This is a genomic window from Halobacteriovorax sp. DPLXC-1 (genome assembly GCF_036903125.1).
GTDB lineage: Bacteria > Bdellovibrionota > Bacteriovoracia > Bacteriovoracales > Bacteriovoracaceae > Halobacteriovorax_A > Halobacteriovorax_A vibrionivorans.
This window is the reverse complement of record NZ_JAYMCO010000003.1, coordinates 57,245-81,977: the sequence shown is the minus strand read 5'-3', so window position 1 is coordinate 81,977 and position 24,733 is coordinate 57,245. Positions and strand designations below refer to the sequence as shown.

The 24,733-nt window shown below is 35.6% G+C and carries 25 protein-coding genes; 10 read left to right on the top strand and 15 right to left on the bottom strand.

Annotated elements, in window-relative coordinates:
• Positions 1–69: 69 nt before the first annotated feature.
• Positions 70–849 (top strand): endonuclease/exonuclease/phosphatase family protein, encoded by a 780-nt coding sequence (locus VCM44_RS10335; RefSeq protein WP_115362124.1) that lies wholly within the window; start codon positions 70–72, stop codon positions 847–849.
• On the opposite strand, the gene VCM44_RS10330 is transcribed toward VCM44_RS10335, so the two are convergent.
• Positions 813–1,715: a phosphatidylserine decarboxylase gene (locus VCM44_RS10330; RefSeq protein ID WP_115362126.1), complete on the bottom strand. Its 903-nt coding sequence runs from the start codon at positions 1,713–1,715 to the stop codon at positions 813–815. The two genes, VCM44_RS10335 and VCM44_RS10330, sit on opposite strands and share 37 nt — an antisense overlap.
• A gap of 124 nt (positions 1,716–1,839) precedes the next feature.
• On the opposite strand from VCM44_RS10330, the gene VCM44_RS10325 reads away from it, so the two are divergent.
• Positions 1,840–2,928 carry a S1C family serine protease gene (locus VCM44_RS10325; RefSeq protein WP_334678742.1) on the top strand — a complete coding sequence of 363 codons (1,089 nt, stop codon included), beginning with the start codon at positions 1,840–1,842 and terminating at the stop codon, positions 2,926–2,928.
• On the opposite strand, the gene VCM44_RS10320 is transcribed toward VCM44_RS10325, so the two are convergent.
• The 11 genes from VCM44_RS10320 to lepB form a co-directional block, all read right to left on the bottom strand.
• Positions 2,918–3,844 carry a FecCD family ABC transporter permease gene (locus tag VCM44_RS10320; protein WP_334678741.1) on the bottom strand — a complete coding sequence of 309 codons (927 nt, stop codon included), beginning with the start codon at positions 3,842–3,844 and terminating at the stop codon, positions 2,918–2,920. The two genes, VCM44_RS10325 and VCM44_RS10320, sit on opposite strands and share 11 nt — an antisense overlap.
• The gene (locus tag VCM44_RS10315) at positions 3,841–4,503 is read right to left on the bottom strand and encodes an ATP-binding cassette domain-containing protein (RefSeq protein ID WP_334678740.1); all 663 of its coding nucleotides are present in this window, start codon (positions 4,501–4,503) and stop codon (positions 3,841–3,843) included. Before VCM44_RS10315 ends, VCM44_RS10320 begins: the two co-directional genes overlap by 4 nt.
• Positions 4,500–5,219 carry an ABC transporter substrate-binding protein gene (locus tag VCM44_RS10310; protein WP_334678739.1) on the bottom strand — a complete coding sequence of 240 codons (720 nt, stop codon included), beginning with the start codon at positions 5,217–5,219 and terminating at the stop codon, positions 4,500–4,502. Before VCM44_RS10310 ends, VCM44_RS10315 begins: the two co-directional genes overlap by 4 nt.
• Before the next feature lie 75 nt (positions 5,220–5,294).
• A complete protein-coding gene (locus VCM44_RS10305; RefSeq protein WP_115362136.1) occupies positions 5,295–6,305 on the bottom strand; it encodes an ABC transporter permease subunit in 1,011 nt (336 codons plus the stop codon).
• The gene (locus VCM44_RS10300) at positions 6,302–7,261 is read right to left on the bottom strand and encodes an ABC transporter permease subunit (RefSeq protein ID WP_233500257.1); all 960 of its coding nucleotides are present in this window, start codon (positions 7,259–7,261) and stop codon (positions 6,302–6,304) included. Before VCM44_RS10300 ends, VCM44_RS10305 begins: the two co-directional genes overlap by 4 nt.
• A 90-nt stretch (positions 7,262–7,351) precedes the next feature.
• Positions 7,352–8,998, bottom strand: a complete 1,647-nt coding sequence (locus VCM44_RS10295; RefSeq protein ID WP_115362140.1) for an ABC transporter substrate-binding protein — start codon at positions 8,996–8,998, stop codon at positions 7,352–7,354.
• A gap of 123 nt (positions 8,999–9,121) precedes the next feature.
• A complete protein-coding gene (locus VCM44_RS10290; protein WP_133296941.1) occupies positions 9,122–9,811 on the bottom strand; it encodes a hypothetical protein in 690 nt (229 codons plus the stop codon).
• 56 nt (positions 9,812–9,867) lie between these two features.
• Positions 9,868–10,551 carry a class I SAM-dependent methyltransferase gene (locus tag VCM44_RS10285; RefSeq protein ID WP_158536879.1) on the bottom strand — a complete coding sequence of 228 codons (684 nt, stop codon included), beginning with the start codon at positions 10,549–10,551 and terminating at the stop codon, positions 9,868–9,870.
• Positions 10,529–10,924 (bottom strand): hypothetical protein, encoded by a 396-nt coding sequence (locus VCM44_RS10280; RefSeq protein ID WP_334678738.1) that lies wholly within the window; start codon positions 10,922–10,924, stop codon positions 10,529–10,531. Before VCM44_RS10280 ends, VCM44_RS10285 begins: the two co-directional genes overlap by 23 nt.
• 30 nt (positions 10,925–10,954) lie before the next feature.
• Entirely contained in the window at positions 10,955–11,398 is a 444-nt protein-coding gene (locus VCM44_RS10275; RefSeq protein ID WP_334678737.1) for a hypothetical protein, read from the bottom strand.
• A gap of 643 nt (positions 11,399–12,041) precedes the next feature.
• A complete protein-coding gene (gene lepB / locus VCM44_RS10270; protein ID WP_334678736.1) occupies positions 12,042–12,806 on the bottom strand; it encodes a signal peptidase I in 765 nt (254 codons plus the stop codon).
• 136 nt (positions 12,807–12,942) lie between these two features.
• On the opposite strand from lepB, the gene VCM44_RS10265 reads away from it, so the two are divergent.
• Entirely contained in the window at positions 12,943–13,332 is a 390-nt protein-coding gene (locus tag VCM44_RS10265; RefSeq protein WP_115362151.1) for a hypothetical protein, read from the top strand.
• Positions 13,333–13,359: 27 nt separating this feature from the next.
• Here VCM44_RS10265 and VCM44_RS10260 read toward each other — a convergent pair whose 3' ends face one another.
• Positions 13,360–13,767, bottom strand: a complete 408-nt coding sequence (locus VCM44_RS10260; RefSeq protein ID WP_115362152.1) for a response regulator — start codon at positions 13,765–13,767, stop codon at positions 13,360–13,362.
• Between the two features lie 283 nt (positions 13,768–14,050).
• Between VCM44_RS10260 and VCM44_RS10255 the strand changes: the two genes are divergently transcribed.
• Complete coding sequence (locus VCM44_RS10255) at positions 14,051–14,188, top strand: hypothetical protein (protein ID WP_334678735.1); 138 nt, start codon at positions 14,051–14,053, stop codon at positions 14,186–14,188.
• A gap of 95 nt (positions 14,189–14,283) precedes the next feature.
• Here the strand turns inward: VCM44_RS10255 and groL are convergent, their stop codons facing one another.
• Both groL and groES read right to left on the bottom strand, forming a co-directional pair.
• The gene (gene groL / locus VCM44_RS10250) at positions 14,284–15,927 is read right to left on the bottom strand and encodes a chaperonin GroEL (RefSeq protein ID WP_115362154.1); all 1,644 of its coding nucleotides are present in this window, start codon (positions 15,925–15,927) and stop codon (positions 14,284–14,286) included.
• Between the two features lie 28 nt (positions 15,928–15,955).
• Complete coding sequence (gene groES / locus VCM44_RS10245) at positions 15,956–16,243, bottom strand: co-chaperone GroES (protein WP_115362156.1); 288 nt, start codon at positions 16,241–16,243, stop codon at positions 15,956–15,958.
• 206 nt (positions 16,244–16,449) lie between these two features.
• Here groES and VCM44_RS10240 point away from each other — a divergent pair, with 206 nt between their 5' ends.
• The 6 genes from VCM44_RS10240 (at position 16,450) to VCM44_RS10215 (ending at position 24,731) form a co-directional block, all read left to right on the top strand.
• Positions 16,450–18,216: a chloride channel protein gene (locus VCM44_RS10240; RefSeq protein WP_334678734.1), complete on the top strand. Its 1,767-nt coding sequence runs from the start codon at positions 16,450–16,452 to the stop codon at positions 18,214–18,216.
• 139 nt (positions 18,217–18,355) lie between these two features.
• The gene (locus VCM44_RS10235) at positions 18,356–19,321 is read left to right on the top strand and encodes a hypothetical protein (RefSeq protein WP_334678733.1); all 966 of its coding nucleotides are present in this window, start codon (positions 18,356–18,358) and stop codon (positions 19,319–19,321) included.
• Positions 19,322–19,370: 49 nt separating this feature from the next.
• Entirely contained in the window at positions 19,371–21,002 is a 1,632-nt protein-coding gene (locus VCM44_RS10230; protein WP_334678732.1) for a hypothetical protein, read from the top strand.
• A 28-nt stretch (positions 21,003–21,030) separates the two neighbouring features.
• Entirely contained in the window at positions 21,031–21,564 is a 534-nt protein-coding gene (locus VCM44_RS10225; RefSeq protein WP_334678731.1) for a hypothetical protein, read from the top strand.
• A gap of 51 nt (positions 21,565–21,615) precedes the next feature.
• Complete coding sequence (locus VCM44_RS10220; protein ID WP_334678730.1) at positions 21,616–24,258, top strand: hypothetical protein; 2,643 nt, start codon at positions 21,616–21,618, stop codon at positions 24,256–24,258.
• The gene (locus VCM44_RS10215) at positions 24,240–24,731 is read left to right on the top strand and encodes a hypothetical protein (protein WP_115362168.1); all 492 of its coding nucleotides are present in this window, start codon (positions 24,240–24,242) and stop codon (positions 24,729–24,731) included. The genes VCM44_RS10220 and VCM44_RS10215 overlap by 19 nt, the downstream gene beginning before the upstream one ends.
• Positions 24,732–24,733: the final 2 nt, after the last annotated feature.

The following is a 24,733-nucleotide window of genomic DNA, read 5'->3' as shown; positions in this document are numbered from 1 at the left end:
GGCCAAGAGTGCTGAATCTGGTGTTTTCTATTTTTCTATTGATGAAAAATATGTTTTCATTAATGAAATATGTTTAAGTTCACAGTAATTACATCAAATATTCGCTTCGATAATCCAGCAGATGGAGAACACGATTGGCACAATAGAAGAAAGCTTCTGGCATGCGCAATTAATGGCTATCATCCTGATATTATTGGAACCCAAGAAGGGTGGCAACCTCAACTAAAGGACCTTGAAGGACTGCTCCAAGGACTTAAGATTGTTGAAGAAAATCGTCAATGGATCGATGATCGAATGTATCCCTCTATATATTATAGGCCTTCAAAATTTAAACTTATTCACTCTGGAGACATCTGGCTATCTGAGACACCGTATATAGCAGCTTCAAAATCATTTGGAAGTGCGTTTCCTAGAGTATGTACATGGGCAATTTTAGAAGCAAGAGCAAATAATAAGAAATTCTTTGTTGTGAATGCTCACCTTGATCATTTAAAGACTAATACAAGACAAGAGCAAATAAATGTTCTTATCAATGAAATAAACCGTCTAAGGTCTGATTATCCAGTCATACTGACAGGAGACTTTAACGAATCACCTTTTGAGCAAGTGCGCTCAATTATCAATCAAAGAATCCCCGAGCTCATAGACCCATGGCTTGAGCACAAGCATGAAGAATGTGAAAGTCACCATAGCTTTAAGGGACAACGAGAAGATGGCTCACGCATTGATTGGATTCTTTGTTCAAAAGATAAATTAAAATGCGAAGAGATCTTAATGCACAAGGAAGAAAGTGATGGGATATACCCGTCGGATCACTTTCCTGTAGTTGCAACGATATCTGCTAAGTGAATATAAGTTTCAATACCATTTTTTGTATTATTGATTATATCGTCTGAAGGTGACCACTTACCTTTTTCACCTAATACAATTACAGTCGATCCACCAAAGAGGAAGTAACCTTTTTCCTGACCTTGCTTACATTCTTTAAGATCACTTGTTTGAACAATACGGCCAACCATCGTGGCCCCTACTTCAACATAAGCTAATTTTCCAAACTTTTCAGTCTCGATAATCGTTACTTCACGTATATTCGTAGAAAAAATATCATTTTTCATTTTTAAAGCAATGGGATTTACCGAGTGATAAGTACCATCAACTTTATAATAGTCAATGACTTGTCCATCTAGTGGATAGTGGAATCGGTGGTAATCAACTGGACACAATCTTGCCAATAATAGTGGGCCATCATTAAAGACATCCTGCCACTTCTTATTCTGGAGTAATTCAGTTGAATTTAAATACTTTCCTTTTACTGGAATTTTATAACTATTCTGAATTGATTCATATCCAAAATATCTCGCTTCACTAAAAGCAGGCATTTCGTTTTCAGCAGCGTTAAATTCACGCTTACCATCTTTAAATCGTCTAATAAAGAATTCGTTGAAGCTACCATATGGATCATCTAATGAACGGCCTTCAGCTGGCAAATAGTCATCAAGGTTAATTTCAAAATCTTTTACAAATTTTGGAATTTTATTCTTTGTAAATGTCATACTTTGTAATTCACCATAGAAAGTCGACACTATTGATGAAGTAACAGCACCAGACAAAAGCTTTCCAATAGGGTTTGAGTATAAAAAACGAACAGCTCCATCTCCATAAACCTTTTCAACTTCAACCTTATTCGTATATCGATTATAATAGCGTATATCCACTTATCCCCTCAGAGTTCTTACAAAAATTTGACATTTATCTGAATCAAGAATTCATTAAATATGATTATATATGTATAATGGGATAAGCGTCAAAAGAGTTAATAAAAAGAATATGAGGATTATTATGAGAACAAAAATAGGACATTTTTTCTTAACTTTTTTATTACTAGCTTCGTTTAATACACATGCATTATTTGACGAAGGCCAAGCAAGATTAGAGTCTGAAAAGAATACTATTTCTATATTTAAAGATTCAGTGAACTCTGTTGTGAATATCTCTAGTCTTGGCAAGCTAAGAGCACGTCGCGGCTTCTTCTTTAGCTCATCAACAAGAGAAGTCGTAAAAGGTGAAGGTTCTGGATGGATCTGGGACAAAAATGGACATATTATTACCAATTATCATGTCGTTGAAGGCGCCGATAATTTCTTAATTCGTTTTAATAATAATAAAAAAGAATACAAAGCAACACTTGTCGGAACTGAGCCAGCAAAGGATATCGCTGTATTAAAGTTACTAGAAGTCCCTAGAGATATTACTCCATTAAAGACCGGAGATTCAAATAATGTTCAAGTCGGTCAAAAAGCAATTGCCATAGGATCACCATTTGGTCTGGATGCAACAGTGACGACAGGAATAATTTCAGCAAAACAAAGAGGAATACAAGGAATTGGTGGAGTAGAAATTCGCGGAATGTTACAAACAGATAGTTCAATTAATCCAGGAAACTCTGGTGGACCACTTATTGATTCTTCTGGAAATGTTATTGGTGTTAACACAATGATCTTTTCAAGCTCAGGATCATCGGCAGGAGTTGGATTTGCTGTTCCAATTAATATCGTTAAGAAAATTGTCCCTCAAATAATCAAGTTCGGAATGGTTAAAAGACCAGGACTAGGAATTGCTATTGCTGAAAAAAGAGAGCTTGCTTACTTCTACGGAATAGACCTAGAAAAAGGGCTCCCAATACAAAGTGTAAGGCCAGGCGGGCCATCTGAGAAGGCAGGACTAAAAGGTCTTTCACAAAATCCTAGAACAAGAGAAGTGAAGCTAGGAGATGTTATCTTAAAAGTAGATGGTAAAGAAATTAACGATTTTGATGATATTTTTAATATTCTCTACGAATACAAAGTTGGTGATATTGTGGAAGTTCTTTACCGTCGCGGTAGCGCACTTAAGAAAGCAAAAGTTAAACTAGAAGAAATTAAGCGCTAGGCTTTTTAAACAGTTGGAGTACTAATACTGGTGCTCCAACACATGCTGTAATCGCACCAATTGGAATAATACTATTCTCCAATATAACCCTAGATAAGAGATCACAAAGAACTAAGAAAGCGCCTCCAAAAATAAAAGTTGGAAGTAGATTTTTTTGATAATTTGCACTTATCAAGCGTCTTGTAATATGCGGAATAATAAGCCCAACAAAGCCAATTGGTCCACATTGCCACACAATGATTGCAACAAGAAGATTTGAAATTAAAATCAGAGTTGCATTAACTTGACGAGTTTTAACTCCTCTTGTTTTTGCAAAGTCTTCACCAATTGATATCATGGCCAAATTTCTTCGATTCGCGATAAAAAAGACGAGGCCGATTAAGTAGAGAGGTAATGTATAAGTAAAGCTTTCAAAACCAACAATTGAAAGGCTTCCCATCATCCATCTTATTAGACGTGCAATACTTTCATTTCCAAGTAGACTTTGAACAAAGACGATAGCGCTTGAAGAAAATATTGATAAGCACACTCCAAAGAGAAGAACTTTTTGAGACGAAAACTTATTTAAATATAGGAATAGAAGAATAAATAGAAATGTTGAAGATAGGGCAATATAAGCACCTAATGAGTAACTTTCAAATCCGAGTTCAGCAATTGCTAATCCGAGTGCAGCAACACTTGAAAAACCTAATGTATAAGGTGTCGCCAAAGGATTTCTAAAAATGACTTGTGTAGTATTTCCAATAATAGAAAGAAGTCCACCAACAATAAAGGCCAAATAAACACGAGGAAATCTTAAGTTTTCTAATATATAGAGACCCTGCTTATCAAAATCAATAAATCCGCTACGTCCTAAAAAAGGCGCAAGAGCGATTAGTATAATAGCGACAAAATAAAGCAGGATACCTTTTTTCATAAAATATACCTTCTTCCATCAAAGCTTTGATAATTGAATTCTTTTAAAAAGACTTTATCAAATGCTTTGTCATCTAAAGCTTTTGAAGTTTTTCCATCAAAGCTCACACAACCATCATTGAAGGCAAGAAGTTGTTGGCAATTATCAATTACAAAATTTAGATTATGACTAACGATAAAAAGAGACTTCTCCCAGCTCTTTAAAAATTCAGAAAGTAAGTCAACGTATATAGGATCTAAATAATTAGTTGGCTCATCTAAGAGCGTATAATCACAATCATAATAAAAAATTGAAATTATATTTAATCGCTGTTTTTCACCACCACTTAATGTTGAGACAGGGCGATTGAGTAATGTTGTAAAATTAAAATGTTTTATAAGATGATTTAAAAAGTCTGAACTTTGGGCCTTATTTCCACGTGCATAAAAAAGAACCTCACTAGCAAGCATATCACTCTGCAAAGAGGTTGCGTCACCACAATAGGCAACATCACCTTCACATATGATACTCCCTTGAAAGTCTTCAAGTTGTGCAATCATTTTCAAAAAGCTAGACTTACCTGCTCCATTTGGACCGATGACACCACAGCTTTTCTCGCTCAACGTGAAGCGCTCCACTTGAACTCGACTGTCAATGGATGCATTTTCTAGTTTAATCATTTTAATATTTCTCTGAAGTCTTCTATTAAGTTTAAAGTTCGAGGTCCAAGAACAACAGCATAGTCTTTTTCATATAGGTATATTTTATCCTTAAATATTGAAGATCTCCAATTCTTTGCATTTTCAATCTTTCGATCTGAGACTCTAATTAGAATATCGAATTTGAGCTTTAAAAGGTTTTCAAGATCTAACAAAGGATAACCATTACTAGAAATAACATTTGTTGCGCCAAGCCTGGTAATAATTTCATTGAAGTAATTACCAGTTCCAATGGCCCTCAATTCATGAAGTTTAGAGTTTTTAAACTTCTCATCGATAACCATTAAGACCTTTTTCTTCTTCTTTAAAGGACTTAATAATGAACTCATTTTTGATTGAAATAATTTTATTTGCTTATCTTTATCTAAATTGAAATTTTTATTAATAGTTTCAAACATTGCCGTTGCATCAGCTAACTTCTTATATGGTATTACAATTGTCTTTATTCCTACCTTTTCAAGATTTTCTTTTATTCGACTCCCTTGAACTTCGGCCAATAGGACAGTATTCACATTCTCTTTAATGAGCTTCTCTAGGCTAATTTCAAAAGAAGTACCAAAGCGCGGTAACTTCTTAGCATCAGACGGGTAATTACAATAATCCGAAACACCAACAAGAAGATCTTGTGCATCTAGAAAATACATTGCTTCTGTGTAACTAGGAAGTGTTGAAATCACTCTAAATTTTTGTGCGAAAATATTAAAGAAAAAGAGAGCGGAGAATATTAAGATGAATATTCTCACGCTTACCTCTTATTGCATTTTTGGATCAAGTGCGTCTCTTACTCCGTCTCCAACGAGTACAAGTAAGAAGAGACTTGTAAATAGTGCAGCTGATGGATAAACAGCTAGCCACCAAGCAATTCTAAAGTTTTGATGTGCCTGATTTAATAACTCACCCCAAGATGGCGTTGGAACAGCAAGTCCAAACCCTAGGTAATCAAGTGAAGCTAGTCCTGAAATACCAGCAGCAATTGAAAATGGAGCAAAAGTAATAATTGGCCCAAGTGAATTTGGTAGAATATGTTTTACAATAATTCTTGAAGTCGATGCTCCCATTCCACGAGCAGCTTCAACAAATTCTTGCTTTCTATTCTTCAAGAACTCTCCACGAGCATAGTAACTCATTCCCATCCATCCAAAGATAGAAGAAATGAAAATTAGAAGTGTTAGAGTCGGCTTAAAAATTGAAATCATTGTTAGAAGTAATAAGAATACTGGAACTGTACTGAAGATCTCAACAACACGTTGTCCGAAGAAGTCAACTTTCCCACCAAAGTATCCCATGATACCACCAAAGAAGACTCCCATTACAGTCGAAAGAAGCCAAACTAAGAATGCATAAGCGATTGAATACTTATAACCGTAGAGAAGTCTTGTGAATACGTCACGTCCTCGATCATCTGTCCCCATGATATTTTCATCACTTGGAGGAGCTGGATACTCATATACATCTTTATTCGATTCGTATGGGTCCCATCTAACAATTGGCCAAATAGCACTATCCATATCAAGCTTTCGGTAGTCAGTTACATAAACATTTGTGATACCAAAATCTCTTGGATGATAATCTTTAAACACAGGGAAATATGACTTTCCTTGGTATGTCATATAGATAGGCTTACTATTTGCAATTAAAGGTGCAGCTGCCGTTAGGAGCAATGATGCAAATAAGAAAATACAAGCTGCGATAGCAGATTTTCTTTTCTTAAAGCGTCTCCATCTTTTAAGTGTAAGTTCATTTTCAATAAATTTTTCAATCATGAGAAATCAATCCTTGGATCAACAACAGTGTATAGAACATCACTGATTAAGTTTCCGATGAACATTAGAACAGTCTGAATGAAGAACAGTCCCATAATTACGTTATAATCTCTTTCTAAAAGTGACTGATAACCAAGTAGTCCAATACCATCAAGGTTAAAAATACGCTCAATTAGAAGTGATCCAGCAAAGAATAGTGATAGGAAGTGTCCAAAACCTGTAACAATTGGAATAAGAGCATTTCTTAAAGCATGCTTCATATAGACCATCTTATCAGATAGACCCTTCGCTCTTGCAGTACGTACATAGTCTTGAGAGATAACATCTAACATTGAGTTTCTCATAAGAAGAGTAAGAACAGTGAACTGACCTACCATGTATGCGATTAAAGGAAGCACAAAGTGCCAAATACGATCTGTAATTTTTCCAAAAATCCCTAGATCATCGTAGTAGTCTGAAACGAGGTCTCCGATTGGGAACCAGTCAACAAAAGTACCACCGGCAAAGTAAACTAAAAGAAGAATACCAAGCATGAAAGGAGGGATTGAGTAAAGCCCTGATAAAATGAAAGATGATACAGCATCAAACTTCGTTCCACTCTTAACGGCCTTAATTACTCCAAGCGGAATACATATCAAATAAGACATGATGAATGAAACAAGTCCAAATTGAATTGAGACCGGAAGTTTACTCATGACAACATCAATAACTGGCTCTTCATAAGTAAACGATTCACCAAAGTCTAACGTTGCTAAGTTTTTAAGCCAAATTACATAACGAATATGTAATGGTTTATCAAAGCCGTATTGCTTCTTGAGTGCTTCAACTACTTCTTGTGAAACAGCTCCATTATTTGAACTTGTATCCGATGTTGTTTGTCCTACTCCACCAAATCTCATTTGCTGAAGTTTTTGCTCGATTGGAGAACCTGGTGCCAGGTTAACCATCGCAAACATAAGGATACTGACCCCGATCAACGTCGGGACCATAATCATTAATCTTCGTACGATATAGTTAAACAACTTCTACTCCTACCTATTTAACTTCTACTTAGGTTGCTTAATTGACCACTTACTTCCGTAACCAATTCCGTAAGTGTAAGTGTCTTTTTCTTTTTGCATACGCTTAGTGTTTCCATAGAAAGCAAAGCGATCGTTAAAAAGGAAGATATATGGATAATCTTCTGCAATTAACTTATAAACTTTCTTAAGCATCTTCTTTCTCTTTTCTTTATCAAGAGTAAGCTGTGCTTGATCAATTAACTTATCAACTTCTTTATTTGAATAAGAAATGAAGTTAGATCCATTATTTGCTGCTGAGTCTGAGTGCCAAATTTGTTTTGGATCCCAATCTAGAGAACCACCTGACCAAGCAAGTGTTACAGCATCAAAGTTTCTTTCATCAAGAGCCTTAATGAATGAGTTCCACTCAATATACTTAACTTCAATATCAACACCAGCTTGTTTAGCATCTTGCTGATACATCGTTAGGTATTTAGAAAAAGTTTTTGAAGGATTTAAGATTGTAAAAGAAAGCTTTGTCTTCTTTCCATCAATTACCTTATCTAGAATAGCGTCTTGATCAGTATCGGCCCAACCGTCAGCTTTAAGAATCTTAATTGCCTCACCAACATTAAAAGGAATTGGCTTAACATCTTTGTTTGCATATTCAGACTGAAGGTAAAGCGGACCTGTCGCAAGTGCAGAGTATCCAAAACGGAACTTCTTATTCATCTCTTTACGATTCATTAAGTAGTTCATTGCTTTACGAACTTGCTTTGACTTAAAGATTGGATGCTTAAAGTTCCAACCAACAAAACCGTAACCTTTAACTGCTTTATTTTCTACTTTTACTTTTAAAACGTCTTTACCCCATTTTGGGCCATTCGTTTTCTGCTCATATTCCTCTGGAGAAAGAGCATTGAAGTCTAGGTCACCTTTTTCAAGTCTTTGAATAGCAACTGAAGACTCTTTAATAAATCTCATGAAGATTTCGTCATATGAGTAATCATCTTTATAAAGGTCTGTTTTATAACCCCACCAATCTTTATTCTTAACTAGAGAAATACCTTTCCCTCTTTTAAGCTCTTGAAAGATATAAGGACCTGTACCAATAAGAGTCTTATTTAACTCTTTTTCTTGTTCTTCTGTTGGGTTCTCATAAATATGCTTTGGTACGATGGCAAGGTATCCACCACTTGCAACAGACATTAAGTTACCAAAGTACTTTTTCTTGGCCTTAAAACGGATTGTTCTTGGACCTTCAATGACAGCTTCTTTGAAGTTAGCAAAGTATGACTTCATGTGAGCTGTTTTGTATTTATTTTCAGGGTGCATAATTGCATCAAAAGAAAACTTAACATCTTCTACTGTTAATGGTTTTCCATCATGCCACTTAACGCCTTCTCTAATTGTGAAAACGAAATCAAAACCGTCATTTTCAATTTTCCAAGACTCAGCAAGCCCAGGCTCCCACTCATTTGTGTCAATATTCTTATTTAGAAGTCCTTCTAAAACATAAGAATGTACATTTGATGAGTAAGCATCAGTTGAAGATAATGGATTTAAAGTAGTAGGTGTACCACTAAGATTGTAATAGAAAGTGTTATTAGCCTTTTTTGGTCCACCTTTATTACAGCTTACAACTGAAATTAAAAGTGTACTTAATAGAGCTAAAAAGATTCCTTTTTTCATAAACTTATCCCTTTTTATGTTTAGCGAGTCACGATATAAGATTTTACACCAATTGACTAGAGGCCACATTAAGATGCGTGCTCTTGTCTGTCTAGAGGCAAAAAATATTAAATATTTAGATGATTATTTTATGATGTAATTTCTTGGATCCAAGGACCAACGGTCTTCTTTTAAATTCTTAGACTCAACGCGATATTGCTGAAGCTTAAAGTCCACTTCATTTAAACGTGTTTGAATTCCCTCAGTATTTCGAACAAGCTGTTGATGGTCTTCTTCGAGGCGACGCAGCTCGTCGCGCCATTCTTTCTCAAGCTTTTCACGAAGAACAGCATACCTTGTATTAACAGTTTCGACTCTCTGCGCATACGTCGTTAGACTTTTTTTATTGCGTTTAATTTTTGATTTAAGTGCCAATCTTTTCTTGGCCAAAATCTCAATTAATTCTTTACCCATCGCAATATTATTTACAAGATCTTGTGAGTAAAAATTATAGTAGCGGCCTGTCACAAATGTTGAGTGTCGATTACAAGAGTCAAATTTTGGAACCCTAACTAAGAGGTAATCACTTGTTCTACCCATTACTATTGCACGACATTTCTTATCTTCTTGGTGAAGTCCCCAAAGATCTATTTCGTCCAACTTATTTACATACTTAATATTATCAAAATCAAGCTTGAATCGAACAAGCCTCGCCGCTTCTTCAACATGCGAAACTCTACCAGAGAAATACCCCAACTCTTTATTGAATTCCAAAGTACTGGAAAAACCAACTTGATTGCTAAGGAATATAGAAAATAGAATGAAGTACTTCACACTTTTATTTTGCCACAGATGTAACTTATTAAAAGATAAGGGAAAGAGATGCCCTTCTACATTGGTTTTCGGGCAATAATTGATTGAGTTAACTCAGAACCATGCACAGGCTCCTCAAACTTCAAGATTTTAAAGTCATTAAACATATTAAGTAACTCAGCAGACTTTAAAAAATAAGAATCAATGCTATCGTCATTGAACTTCTTCTTATGGGCGACAGTATAACCTTCGTAAATGATTACACCACCTGGCTTTAACCATTTCTTTAGTTTTTCAGAAATTTCTCTGTCTACAAAATAAAAGCAGATAATTGCATCTAATGAATTATCGGCAATTTTTAAATGATCAACTGACTTGTGAATTGTTTTAATTCGGACACCTGCTTGTCTTGCAAGTTTTAATGACTTTTCAATTGCTACAGAGCTAATATCAACACCTGTAACTTTATATCCTTTTGTAGCAAGAAAAACCGCATTTCTTCCTTCACCCATTCCAATATCAAGAACGGTTGAGCCGCGAGGGATAAATTGATAATTCTTAGCAAGAAATTGTGCCGGAGATTTTCCATAAATATAGTCATGATTAGCAAATTTCTTATCCCATACATTAGAGATTTTTTCTTTTGCTTTTTGCCCCGTTAATATTTCAAAGCGACTTCCAGAAATAACTCCTCTGGCGCTAACGATTTGAACGAGAAAAATATTTATCAGAATGAATTTAAGCAACATCGCTTTCTTCATGAGTCTCCAGCTCAGCATTGAGATATAAATTTAATTGATCATACTTATTTTTTACATCTCTTACCATAGCATGGACTCTATCTTCAATAGTAGCAGGCATATCTTCCGTATGAACTAAATACCAATGCATATCGTCGATAGTATTGTAGAAGTCTTCTAGACTTATAATGAGCTCTTCAGATAAGAGCATTAATTGTTGAACGGTTATTGTTTTAAAATTTGAACGAAAAACAGCATTAAAGTGTTCACGCGTTCGCTTCATTGAAAGTATATGGAGGTATTCTTTTTCACGAGTAATAATTCGATCCGCAAGCCTAGCTGCATCTTGCCTCAATATAATCAATAAACGGCTAGTATCTTTTGAAACTCTCATTCTCTCCCACTTTTTTCTAAGGCTTCCCGATTAGTATTCTGGAAGCTTCGCCCTACGGCCACCTGGCCAGCGGCTTGAATTGGTAACAAGCTTACTAAACATGTTTTGGCCAATAAGATCGGCCATACGAAACATACTAACAGGCAGTCTTTCTTGAAAAACGCGCTTTGTTTTTAAGATTGAATCATCATGAACAATAGAAAATGAACTAAATTCAAATAGAGTTACACTTCCTTGTCTGAGCATATAATTCAGATATCTCTTCAATAACTTATTGTAATTTACGAATGATCGAATATCGCGAACAGAAGCAATAATAAATTGATGCTCACGCATTCTGATAGACTTAAAGTCACCTAACTTCATTGGAACAAGCTTTATTCCAAATTCAGAAAATACTCTCGACATATAGAGGAATTCCTCGCCAAGCTTCTTTTCAAATTGCAAATAGATTACATAGTTAGACTTTCTCACAATGAACACATCGGTTCTATTGGAGTGGATGTTTATGTTGAAATACTAAGGGGAAAAAATTGCCGGTAAATAATAGAAAAGCCGAGAGCAAGATTAAATAAATACCACACACATTGCTCTCGGCTTCTTAAGCTTTGGATTAAATCATAGGGAGAGAGGGATGTATCTCCAAAGCTTTATAACTTCCATGTTTCTTCTGTGTCCATCCGTGGACACCAAGTTTTATCAATGTTTTAAAAGGGCCTAGAGGTGGATTAATTTCAAGCTTCGTGCTTTTTACAATTCTGTCGCCCTAACCTCTAGGCCCGTTTTTTTCCGAAAGATACCTTAAATTCATAAGTGTAACTTCTCAGTAACCACTGCAACGTCCTATTGCAATTAACCCAAAATCGTCCTAATTTTGGAAGGGTCCCGATGCCCCTTGGTTACTTATATATAAGCAGGAATTGTGCCAAAATTAACTAATAGTAGATTCAATAACTTACAAAAAGTTGACATCTAAAATGAGCAAAACGCCCCACAGGCCGCGCCAAAGAAGATTAAGCGGTCCTACAAAAACAGGGACTTACGGTAGGACCAAAAGGAAACTAGTACTTGAGTAGTTTCCTTTCTGGCACCATAGAAAATTTATTGTCAGGTTTTCTTAAAGAGATGTACCGATTCGTTCTGGCCTAAAATGAAATGGTTTATCTGACCAAGGGTAGACAAGAGACATCCAAACCATGAACGCCTTCCCTCTAATATTCTTGATAGGAACAAATCCCCAAACTCTGGAATCACTTGAGTAATCTCTATTGTCACCCATCACAAATACATGGCCATCAGGAACAGTCACCTTATCTTGATTAAGGTGTCTAAAAAATGTTGGGTTCTCACCAATTGTAAATTTCTTATCACCAATTTTTTGATAGTAGAATTTGATATCTTCAGGATTAAGAGTTGGCTCTTTGTCATAAAGGTCTCGAAGTTCTTTCTCCTTCTCACCACTTATAACTTCTTTCTCAACCTCTTTCCCATTTATGAAAAGCTTATTTTCATAAACCTCAACAGTATCACCTGGAAGAGCAATTGTTCTTTTTACAAAAAGAATCGCTGGGTTTATTGGATATTCAAATACAATAATATCTCCTCTTTCAGGAAGAGACTGACCACCGAGATAAATAGGGTTAAAAAATTCAGTGAAAGGAAGTTTAAATCCATAAGACATTTTATTTACTACAATTGAATCACCAATTGCATTTGTAGGAAGTAGAGAGCCTGTTGGGATATGATAGTGATCAATAAATGTCGATCTAAAACCAAAAACAATTAAGATGATTTTGATCCATGACCACGCTTCATCCTTAAACCATTTCGCAGATAAGAATGCAGGTTTTTCAACCTCTACTTTACTCTCTTTATTAAACATAATTCCTCACTTGATAATGCTAAGTATTATAACTCCCAAAGTCTTCATTGTAAGGCTTCACGCGTTAGAAAACTTAAGTTGCCGAATGATTTTCTTTAATCATAAAATTGTATTTATAAATAATTAGGGAGGATTTATGAAGAAATATCTATTAGTTTCAATTTTTTCACTATTAGCATTTGTTTCTGTTAGTGCAAGTAATGCCGAAGAAGAATCATTTTTTCCATCACACTGTTCTAACTATGGAAGCACAGTAAGCTTAAGTTTCACGAATTGTATTAACTCAAACTTTCGTCGTTTAACATTTGATCTACCAAGAGAGTTCTTTTCTTACTGTAATAATTTTGGAGATGATTTAAGCTTCTCATTTGAAAGCTGTGTAAATAACAACTTCAATAAAGTAGAAAGAAGCCTTGGTTTATTCTTAAGCCACTGTATGAACTTTGGAGATGGTGTTAGCTTCTCATACCAGAGTTGTATCAATTCAAACTTCAGAGAAATTCAATACGAATTACGTCGTCAATAATAAGATAAATTTCATGTGGCTTATCTCTTAAGCCACATGATCTACTTTTAAAACACTGTGAATTTTCTTTTCTAAATTATCCGATGTGAAAGGCTTTAATAAGTAGCTATCTGCCCCCATCAAAATAAGCTTTTTAATTATCGACACATCCGATTCAGAACTAACCATAAGCACAGGAACACTCCCCACTCTCTTATCAGATCGAATTTTTTCAAGTAATGAAATACCATCACAATTTGGCATATGAACGTCACATAGTATCACCTGAAAAGGGGCTCCGCTTTCATATTCATTAAGAATCTTTTCTAAGGCAATTTCTCCATCTTCTGCTTCTTGAATATTAGTAATTCCCATATCACCAAGTAGGCTTAAGAGTGAGCTTCTTATATAATCTAAATCATCAACCACTAAGGCCTTAATATTTGAATAGTCCATTTTTGATTCCCCCAAAAAGAATAGAACGTAATAAAAATTATATCGGAATTCTAAAAAATAACTTTATTTAGTTTAATTAAAGAGTGTAATACGTTGAAATGATTGAGATTGAAAATTAAGTGTAAAAACATTTTACGCCTCTGGGGGTGGGCGTGGAGTGGGAACGGACGTGGGTTCGATTCTCCGATGTTCCGCTATTTAAGAGAGGTTTTTGCTAACTTTCACTTCGTGAACATCTTGCGGCAAAAGTGCCCCAACGGGCAGTTTTGAAGCAGAGATGGATGTGACTCAAGAAACAAAGAGCGTAGCTCGCGTGTTTCGGTTATATGAGAAAGTATTTTACTCATTTTCACTTCGTGAAAATATCGTTCTTGTTTGCGGATGCTTTCCCATTGCTCCAGAGACAACAAAGCCTGCATAAATGCAGGCTTGTTGAAATAGTTTTCTAGCTAAAGACTGGGGAGCTAGCGCCGCAAACAATAGACTGGCCTTAGCCAGTCAATTTTGCGGGGGCGCTTACATCATCCCTGGCATTCCGCCCATTCCACCACCCATTGGTGGCATTGCTGGACCATTATCTTCTTTTGGAAGATCAGCGATCATTGTTTCAGTTGTAAGCATAAGTCCTGCAACTGAAGCAGCATTTTGAAGAGCTGAACGAGTAACCTTAACAGGATCAATGATACCTGCTGCGATTAGATCTTCATATCTTTCTTCACGAGCGTTGAATCCATATTTTGCATCTTCATTCTTCTTAACTTCGTTTACAACTACTGAACCTTCAAGGCCTGCATTTGTAGCGATTTGTCTAAGAGGAGCTTCAACAGCTCTTTGAACGATCTTAATCCCATGCATTTCTTCTTCTCTATCTGTCTTAAGACCTGCAAGAACGTTTGCAGCTTTAACAAGAGCAGATCCACCACCAACAACAATACCTTCTTCAACAGCAGCTCTTGTTGCATTTAGTGCATCTTCAACACGGTCTTTCTTTTCTTTCATTTCTGTTTCAGTTGGAGCACCAACGTTTACAACAGCTACACCACCAGAAAGCTTTGCAAGTCTTTCTTGTAGTTTTTCTCTATCGTAATCAGAAGTTGTCTCAGCAATTTGTCCCTTAATTTGAGAAACACGAGCTTCAACTGCAGATGCTTCACCAGCACCGTCTACGATAGTTGTATTTTCTTTATCAATTGAGATCTTCTTAGCTGAACCAAGGTGTGCAAGGTCAGCAGTCTCAAGGCTCATTCCAAGCTCTTCAGAGATAACTGTACCACCAGTTAGGGCAGCAATATCTTTAAGCATCTCTTTTCTTCTATCACCAAAACCTGGAGCTTTAACAGCTGCAACGTTTAATGTTCCTCTTAGCTTATTAACAACAAGAGTTGTAATTGCTTCACCTTCAACATCTTCAGCGATGATTAAAAGTGGCTTAGAAGTTTGAACAGCTTTTTCAAGGATTGGAAGAAGCTCTTTCATATTTGCAATTTTCTTATCAGTAATAAGGATATTTGCATTATCAAATGAAACTTCCATCTTTTCAGAATTAGTTACGAAGTACGGAGAAAGGTAACCACGGTCAAATTGCATACCTTCAACAACATCTAAAGTTGTTTCAGCAGTCTTTGATTCTTCAATTGTGATAACACCATCTTTTCCAACTCTATCCATAGCTTGCGCAAGAAGTGTTCCGATTTCTTTATCGTTATTTGCAGAGATTGTTCCTACTTGTTCGATCTCTTCATTTGTTTTGATCTCTTTAGAAACATTTCTAAGTTCTGAAACGACTTTTTCAACAGCTGTATCAATCCCTCTTTTAAGATCCATTGGGTTGTGACCAGCAGTTACAAGTTTTGCACCTTCTGTGTAAATTGCTTGAGCTAGAACTGTTGCAGTTGTTGTTCCATCACCTGCATCTTCATTTGTTTTTTGAGCAACCTCTTTAACCATTTGAGCGCCCATATTTTGGAAGTTATTTTCTAATTCAATTTCTTTTGCAACAGAAACACCATCTTTTGTGATGTGTGGAGCTCCAAATGATTTTTGGATTACTACGTTTCTACCTTTTGGCCCTAGAGTAACTCTTACTGCATTAGCAAGTTGGTTAACACCGTCTAGGATTAGTCCTCTTGCTTCTTCTGAATACTTTAATTCTTTTGCCATAATTATCTCCTATATGTAATCGATTCGATTAAACTAAAATTCCTAAGATATCTGATTCTTTCATAATAAGGTACTCTTGACCTTCAAGCTTAACTTCGCTTCCTGAATACTTTCCAAAAAGAACCTTATCTCCTTCTTTTACAGCAAGTTCTGCTACAGATCCATTATCTAAACGGTAACCTGGACCAACAGCAATAACTTCTCCCTGAGCAGGCTTCTCTGAGTGGTTATCAGGAATAATAATCCCTCCAGCTGTCTTCGTTTCGTCTTCAACTCTTTTAATAAGAACTCTATCTTGTAATGGTTTAACTTGCATAATTCCTCCAGTTAAATACATTTTTTGTTTAATTCATAATCTTTATACATAACTTGGTAGCAAACGGATACATGTCAAGGTTATGTATCAACTTTTTTTGATGGCACCAAGCACAATTTCCTTCACGGAATCTTAAGAATATGAGATATTGCGAGAAATTAACAAGTTATCCTATAAAAATAAGGATTGAGACCGATAAATACTGTATGAAGCTAAAGTTTAACCAAAAACTTTTAGGCAAATTCCTGCAGGATGAAACTGCAGAAGAGAGAACATTTTTTGTCCTTACGCTAATTACAGGCGTTTTATCAGCTTTCGTGGCCGTAGGCCTTCAAAAAGGAGTCCACTGGCTCCAACATATACTAAAAACTGATTCAACTTTTACATGGGAATCCGTTCTTCTTGGAGGTGTGGCCCTATTTATATCTGGCTGGATAACCACAAGAAAGTTTCCATTCACAGAGGGTTCTGGAATTCCAAAAGTTCGAGCGGCACTAGTTGTTGATCATGGAAAAATTAGCCTTAGAGACACTTTCGCAAAAACAATTACAACATTAATGGCCCTTGGCTCAGGTGTTTCACTTGGACGAGAAGGACCGACTGTAACAATAGCGGCCGGAATTGCATCTCGCTTAGGTTTTTCATTTCATCTTTCTAAAAAGAAAATAAAGGCCCTCGTTGCCGTAGGTGCAGCTGGTGGTATTGCTGCCGCTTTTGCAACTCCAATTTCCGCTGTTGTTTTTACACTTGAAGAAGTTGTGGGTGATCTAAACGCAAAAGTACTTGGTTCAATTGTTATCTCTTCTGTTGTTGCCTCTGTTACAGGACAGATCTTAACAGGACAAACTCACATGTTTGAGCAACTTTATTATAAGATGCATGATCACCGTGAGTTATTATTCTATTTAACAATTGGTATTGTGTGTGCCTTTATTGGACCACTGTGGATGAAGTCAGTTCTTACCTTTAGAGAATTTAATCGAAAATATATGAAAAGCCATAAGCTAACATATATGATGATTGTCTTTTTAATCATTGCACTTATGACCCAAGTTCACTCTAGCGTAATTGGTAGTGGTCACGGAACGATTGAAGATACTCTACTATCGTTAATTCTTGATCCGAAAATTCTCTTTATCATGTTCTGTCTAAAGTTTCTTGCCACATCACTTTGTTATTCAGCTGGAATATCTGGTGGTCTATTCATGCCAACACTTTTAATGGGAGCAACTCTTGGGAGTTTAATTGGTTCACTTGCCAATGCCTTTTTTCCAGAGATTACAACAAACACTGGAGCTTATGCATTAGTTGGAATGGGAGCTTTTTTTGTAACAGTTATTAGAGCTCCATTTACTTCAATACTCATCGTCTTTGAATTGACGAGAGACTACAATATTATTCTTCCACTTATGATTGCAAATATCATTGCCTATATGCTCTCTTCAAAACCAACAGAGAACGAATCAATCTATGAACAAATATCTGCACAAGATGGAATTCATCTACCAACAAAAGAAGACCTAGAAGTTCTTGATCAACTACATGTTGAAGATGCAATGATTAGAGATATTATTACCTATGGTGCAAGTCTATCTGTTGCAGAAACACTTAAAGACATTGAAGAGCACAATCCAAAACTACAAGGATTTCCCGTTTTAAAAAATGGAAGACTACTTGGAATGATGTCAACATCAGAGCTTCGAGTTCAACACGCTAAGGGCAATGGTGAAATGAAAATTGAACATTGTTGCGAAAAGAAAATTATAAAGATTTATCCTGATCAGAGTTTATATATTGCACTTCATAGACTCAAAAGATTCCATATCTCCCGTCTACCGGTCGTCTCAAGACTTGATGAAAAAAGAATCATTGGAATCCTAACCCCAAAAGATATCGTCAAACAATTTGGTTACCAAATTACAGAAGCGAAAGAATCGGAAGAAGTCTCTAAAGAAAACCTTCAATCTAGTTAAGCAATTCTTAAAAGGCAGTTAATTAAAGTCAAATTCACCTTTCCTAACCTTGACCCCTATCGACTTTCAAAAATTGGGTTGCTACAAATTTCTTCATCAATATTTTTTGTCTAACAACCTAACTAAAAAGGAGAGGGTAATGAAAAAACTTTTAGCACTTTCGTTGTTCTTTGGTGCATTTACGGCCAACGCTGCATATGTTTCATTTGACTTCGATGTATACTCATCTGGATCATCAATCTATCCATGTAACGCTGGTATCAAACACCAAGGTTACAGCGACAGAGTTTGTTACAACAGAGAAACTCTAGATGCATGTACACCACCATCGGGTTCACAGCAAGAAAGCTGTCAAGAAGATCCAACTGGACCCGGATGTGACTGTGTGTGTACTGGAGGATTCCAAGATGATAACCATCAAGGAGATGGTGAATGGCTAATGGATACATTAGAAGCTACATCTTATGCATGGTCTGAAAACGGTGATGCAATTGATCCACAAACACAACAGGTTCACAGCAAGTCTGCAAACCAATCTGGTAAAGTCTTGTTTAACGACGCTAGTCGTTTCAACAGACAACTTGGTAGTCTTGTATTCAACCTAGGGTCAGAAAGATACGGAACTGAGTACTTCCTAGACATTTGCTATAGAGCTACTCAAATTGACTACACTGGATCAGCTCAACCTAACCATGCACTTCAAAGACGTGTAACGATCTCTGATCTTAGACCAGATGGTGACAGCACTCCAGATAACACTGATTGGGACTTCAATGATGATATCGTTTATGCTCCAGGAGCTTCAGGAACATACCAAAATCTAGCGGGATTAGAAGTTAAGATTGAAACTCTTTGTAGAATCAAAGGTGTGAATGGTAACCCTGATACACAATTCACTGAGAGTACTTCATGGATGTCTCTAGCAGCAATGCAAGTAGCTGAGCACTTCACAAATCACTCTCCATCAGATTTAAGAGGGTGTGTATTCAGATATAAATTTAGAGAAGGAAATAGAACTGGGATTGACTCAATTCGTAAGTGGCGTATGCACGCTGCTAGAATTTGTACTGAAACAGCAGTAAATGAAGCTGATGTAACTGAATAATAAAACAAGAGGAGGGTGCGCCCTCCTCCTTTCTCATGGGGAACTGATTATGTTAAAACTATTTCTTACAATCGTACTTTTTCAGTTTATCTCTAGTGCTTGTGAGTATATATCTGCCCCAAGCAATATTAACGTTTCAGTATCACATGAAAATAAACAAACTATTTTTTATAATAACGAATTTATATCCGAAAATAACCCAACAATTAAAGCAACTAATTGTCACAGACTTGTGACAAAGAAGAAATATCTAATGATTTCTCTAGGCTTAGAGAACTTCTTATTAACAGATCAATTTATGAGTTATAGTATCAATGATTTAATCACATACAACTCAAACGACTATTGTAAAATTGAAAACTCACCTATTCAAAAAGATACAACTAAGTCATATCGACATGAGCGACTTAAACAAAGAAGAAAAGTTCTAAATAAATGTATCTCTATTAAAATAACAGACAAGTCCGAAAAGGGATTAGATATCCCTCTTAGACAGCCAGGTTGTGCTGTAAAGAAAATCGATAAAAACACAGCATCTATTTACGGTTATTATTGCTTTGTAAAACCACATATCGATTCAAGTATCTCATATGAAGTTAATGTTAATAAACAATGCGAAAATGATAATTACTACAAATCACAGAAAATGTATCAATCAGATATACTAGGTTTAGTTCAGATCTATAGTACCGGTGATGCATCTGGAACTTCTGGTGATTTAGAATCACTAAAGAGTATTAAATTTAGGTACTCAACAAATCCGAATTCAAATTTAATTAATACGACAATAAATGATAGGTACAAAGACCCTCGCATACCAGTTTGGCCATCGACTTGGTCAGTAAATAATTTGAACCTATCAAAGCCTATATTCAACAGTTACATTAACAATACAGCAAATCTATTTGTTCCAATCTTTGCAAGTAATCAGTGTAAAAGAACATGTAACGATGGACTATGTACATCTCCTTGTGACTACACACAACCCCTTGCCGCTGAGTTTGTCCTTTACGAACTTCTTGAGGATGGAAAAAAAGAATATCTATCATCATGGTATGATGGTGGCATTATCCCTGCACAATGGACGGGGCTAGTAACTGGTACAGGAAAGAACTTAAGTAAGAAATTCTTTTCAGAGAGAAGAAAGTATCAGATCAAAGCAAATTTCAATGATCAAGAATTTAATTATTTAATGTATAAAGGAAAGATTAAAAATATTTTAAAATTACGCCCAACATCTATACCGGACATGCCACAAAACGGTGGATCCTTGCCAGACATCCCATCGTTTGGAAAAGCAACATCATATCAACCTTTACCTGATTACCCAGAGTTTAAAGAAATAAATTTCACTGGTGGCAATCATACAACTGTTATGAGTACGATAAATTCTATTAGTTATTTCTTTAATAGCTATATATGGCCACCATATGTGAATGACTACTGTTTTGAAAACTCATGTGTTCTTAAGAAAAACCACGACTACAACATCACTTTAAATTTTGAAATTAAATACGATGAAAACGAAGACATAGAAGTTACTAATTTAAAACAAACTGTTAGCAGGGGCCAATCAGTTAATGTAATTAATAACTATATCCCCCCTGCTGTTGACTGTACTAACCCGAATGATGATTACAATGACGATGACGATGATGACTTAGGAGATATTGATTTTTAATTCATCCAATAAAAGTGAGGAGAAACGTATGAAGGGATTTTTATTTTTAATTTTACTACTTGGAAGTAGCTTGACGTTTGCCCAAAATGGCGGAGATATCGACGACATGTTTGGTAATGGTGAGGACCAATTTGAATTTGAAAAGTTTTCAAATGAGGAAATTTTACTAAAAATTGAGGAAGACATTAAAGTCTCTTGTCGAAAAGGACTTTGTACTTTATTCGCCACAGAAAACAAATTTGGAGGCTTTGAAGTAGGATTCAATATCGGAGAAGGTATGAATCAGCAAGCTGGTAGTGGTGTGAATATCTACACAGGAGGATACGGTGGACAAATCAGTGGTGAATACTGGGGAGTCAACGTTAGATACTACAACGGTAAGTGTACTCAACGTATTAAAGTACCTAAGTCTGTTTATATTGCTATTAACCGTTACATGTATGGCCTACTTGATACAGATGGTAATACTCGCCGCGGCTTCACTCCTGCCGATGAAGCAATGATCCTATTCTATACGACGATCATCGGGAAATCAGGTAATTGCGGTAAAAACGGTCAATAATTAACTTTTTCTTTAATTGTTAAGAAAAACTCAAAATTATAAAACCTCTCTATGAAGAGAGGTTTTTTTATTGCTTTTATTTTTTGGGTCTCACTAAGTACTCTTGCTGGTACGAAGTGGAATGAGTGGAAAAACTTAGATCTTAATGATCTAGATGTGGAATTAAGTAAGGTTCAGTTAAGAAATCGTGCTTCATGTGCCATTGATTCCAAAAAGCCAACACGATCCATGTTTATTTTTCTAAATAATACGATTGCAGCAAAAGCGGCATATCGCCTAGCTAATAGGACAGGACAAGATAGAGCAACAATTACCAAAGAACTTATACGAGACTTTCGAAATAAAACAACGAGACTAACACAAGAGATTCATGAGAAATTACTTTCCGGCCAGCTTCCACTCCTCCCACATCTTGATAGTGAAAATAATATTCCTGTTAAGTACCGAACAATGCTTAAAGAATGTTATGGAAAGTTACAATGCCCGCAACTTAATTATTATATTGAAAATATTTGGACTTCTTCCCATCGATTAAAGCATCGTCTTTATGACAGTTTTGAGGATAGTAACTACTTCAACTCTAAGTACATTAAAGATAGTAATACGTACAAATGTTTAAAAGTAAAAAAATTTGGCCCATTACAGGCAAATCTCTTTGGACAAAAGCCAAGTATCCAAGACCTGAATAGGATTGCAAAACAACTTAGCGACATAGGAGAAACAGTAGACGAATGTCGCATGGATGGAATTGATACACTTGAGAACTTACAAGTAGCTGGTTATCAATTTGATATTAAAAATATAAAAGAGCGTTATTGGGATAAAAAAGTTGGCTTTGATTACTGGAATTCGATGAAACTCTACTTTGCATGGGCAATGAAGAATCTGAAAGTCGAAAACACAAAATATGAAAACATAATTCGCAATTCAAACACTCAAGATTATATTCTATTTTCTCCTAATGGATGTCGTAGTGATATCATGCCTACTTGTAATAATAAGAGACTTGCAGAGAATTCATTCCGAGAGTTTTCTCGTAGAAACTTTGAAAAAGAAGCGCTTGAACTCGATATTCTATCCCCTATTTCTGAAGGCGTTCAAAATGATTTATTAAAAGATCCATTTGCTAATGTTAATAAAGATATCTTAGACCTTGGCTCTTACGATGATGCAGATGCTTGGATTCAACAGATATTCAAAAACCAAACACAGACTAAGAATTATGTAAAAAACAAGCTAATTGATGCCTTAACATTTTATACCCTAGTAAGAAAAAGGCTCGATCCAAAAGAAGTTAGAGATCAATTAGATTTTTACTTTCGAAATCTTGATGGAAATATTATTAAAAATGACCTCTACTATCTTTGTGCAGAGGCGTCTGTTATATCTGATGATATATTCAGTTTTACGAAAAAGCATATTGAAGGACTTAAAGGAACTGAGTTAATTGATAATCTCGACATTCTCTTTACAGACTCTCCCTACAATAAAATCATTGATTACTACAAAGAACTAATGGATGAGACGAGATCATATTGTAAAGGTCTTAAGCAAAAAGAGATTTGGGATGAAAGTTTTGAAATAGAATATGAAGGTTTTCATCAATGGTATATTGACAAAACTCGTGCTGATCAGTCATTTGAAACCTTTCCAGACAAGCATTATGAAAGTGACGCTCTTTCACAAGACTTCATCATCTACAAAAATGGTGACATTATTTGTCGATCAATTAGTCACTGTTTAAGAAAATCAATCATCAGTATCATTGAAACATCTCGTGCTACTTACTATGGTGACTTATTTTGGAAATCAAAATTCTCACAGCCATCTTCAGACCTCTTCAATCCCTATGCTGAAAGGGTTGCTTGTAAAGTCTACGACCCTTACTTTAAAACAAAACAAGTTATGACTCGATTTGTATCCGATATTGGCCAAGGACTCATGAGCTGGTTTACTCCAGGTGTACTTTACACACGTGTAAGTCTAACTCCTGGTTACGTTACTTCATTTAATAAAATGATCGAAGATGGACAAATTGAACTTAATAAAGAATATGAAAAATCTAAGGTTAATGTAGAATTAATTACTGAATTTGGCCCTCTAATTGGTGTACCATGTGCAGTATCAATTACAGGAAGTAATAACAGCCCTACAAATCTATATCACTTTCGAGGAATATCAGTGGGTGCATGTGTTGACCGCCAAGGTGGTGATATCATCGCCAACAGTGGTTCCGATATTAGTGATAAACAAACAGATGGTGTCGCAGCATGTGCTGCATGTAGAATTAACTTTGAAGGAATTTCAAATACACTAACTTACTTCAACTCTAAACTTGGTCCATTTTTCTATATCGCTCGGGCCCTATACAGTCTCTATCAGGGACTCACTGATTTTGATAATATTCCAAGAAGATGGGAACTTGACCTGAACAAATTAAAAACGACATACCAACGCTATGGCGAGATTCCAAAAAGCTGCCGTTCAACTCTTTTAAATGGTCGAAATTGTCTTAAAGACAAAGAAGAACTCGCAGCTGTCGAACTCATACAAAAAAATGAATTAACAATCCTAGCATCTAAAAAGATTATAAACGGATATAAGTTTAAGGTTCAAGAATGTAACAATGAACTCACCGTCATGATTGATAAACATTTCACAAGGCTATTTTCAAAATGCAAAAGAAAGCATTAATACTTCTATTCATGCTTCTTACAATCTCAAATGCTTTTGCAATAAAGCTTGATATTGTTTGGACAGAAAATTTTGAAAAAGAAATACATCTTGAATGTAGGGATCCAGGGTGTCTTGATGGTTCGAGTCGAGGTATCATTTTCGAATCAATATGCGATGAATGTTTTTCTGACTCTATTAATGCAACTTTCATCTTTAATGACATCACAACGTATCTACATCGTGGTGAACTTATAAGCACAGATGAATTTATTAATTATTTATTTGAAGAGGAATACATAACTATCCAATATGATACTCCATACGATGTTGTATCAAGTAGATCTAAAGAAATCAAAAAGCTCCTATTTCAAAACTTATGTCCAAATGAATACGATGCTATTATTTTCTTTGAAAGAGGCTATGGAAATATATTTTCCTCCCCACAATTAATTTACTGTGGAGAGGAAGTTTACTCGGCTTTATTATTTTAGAG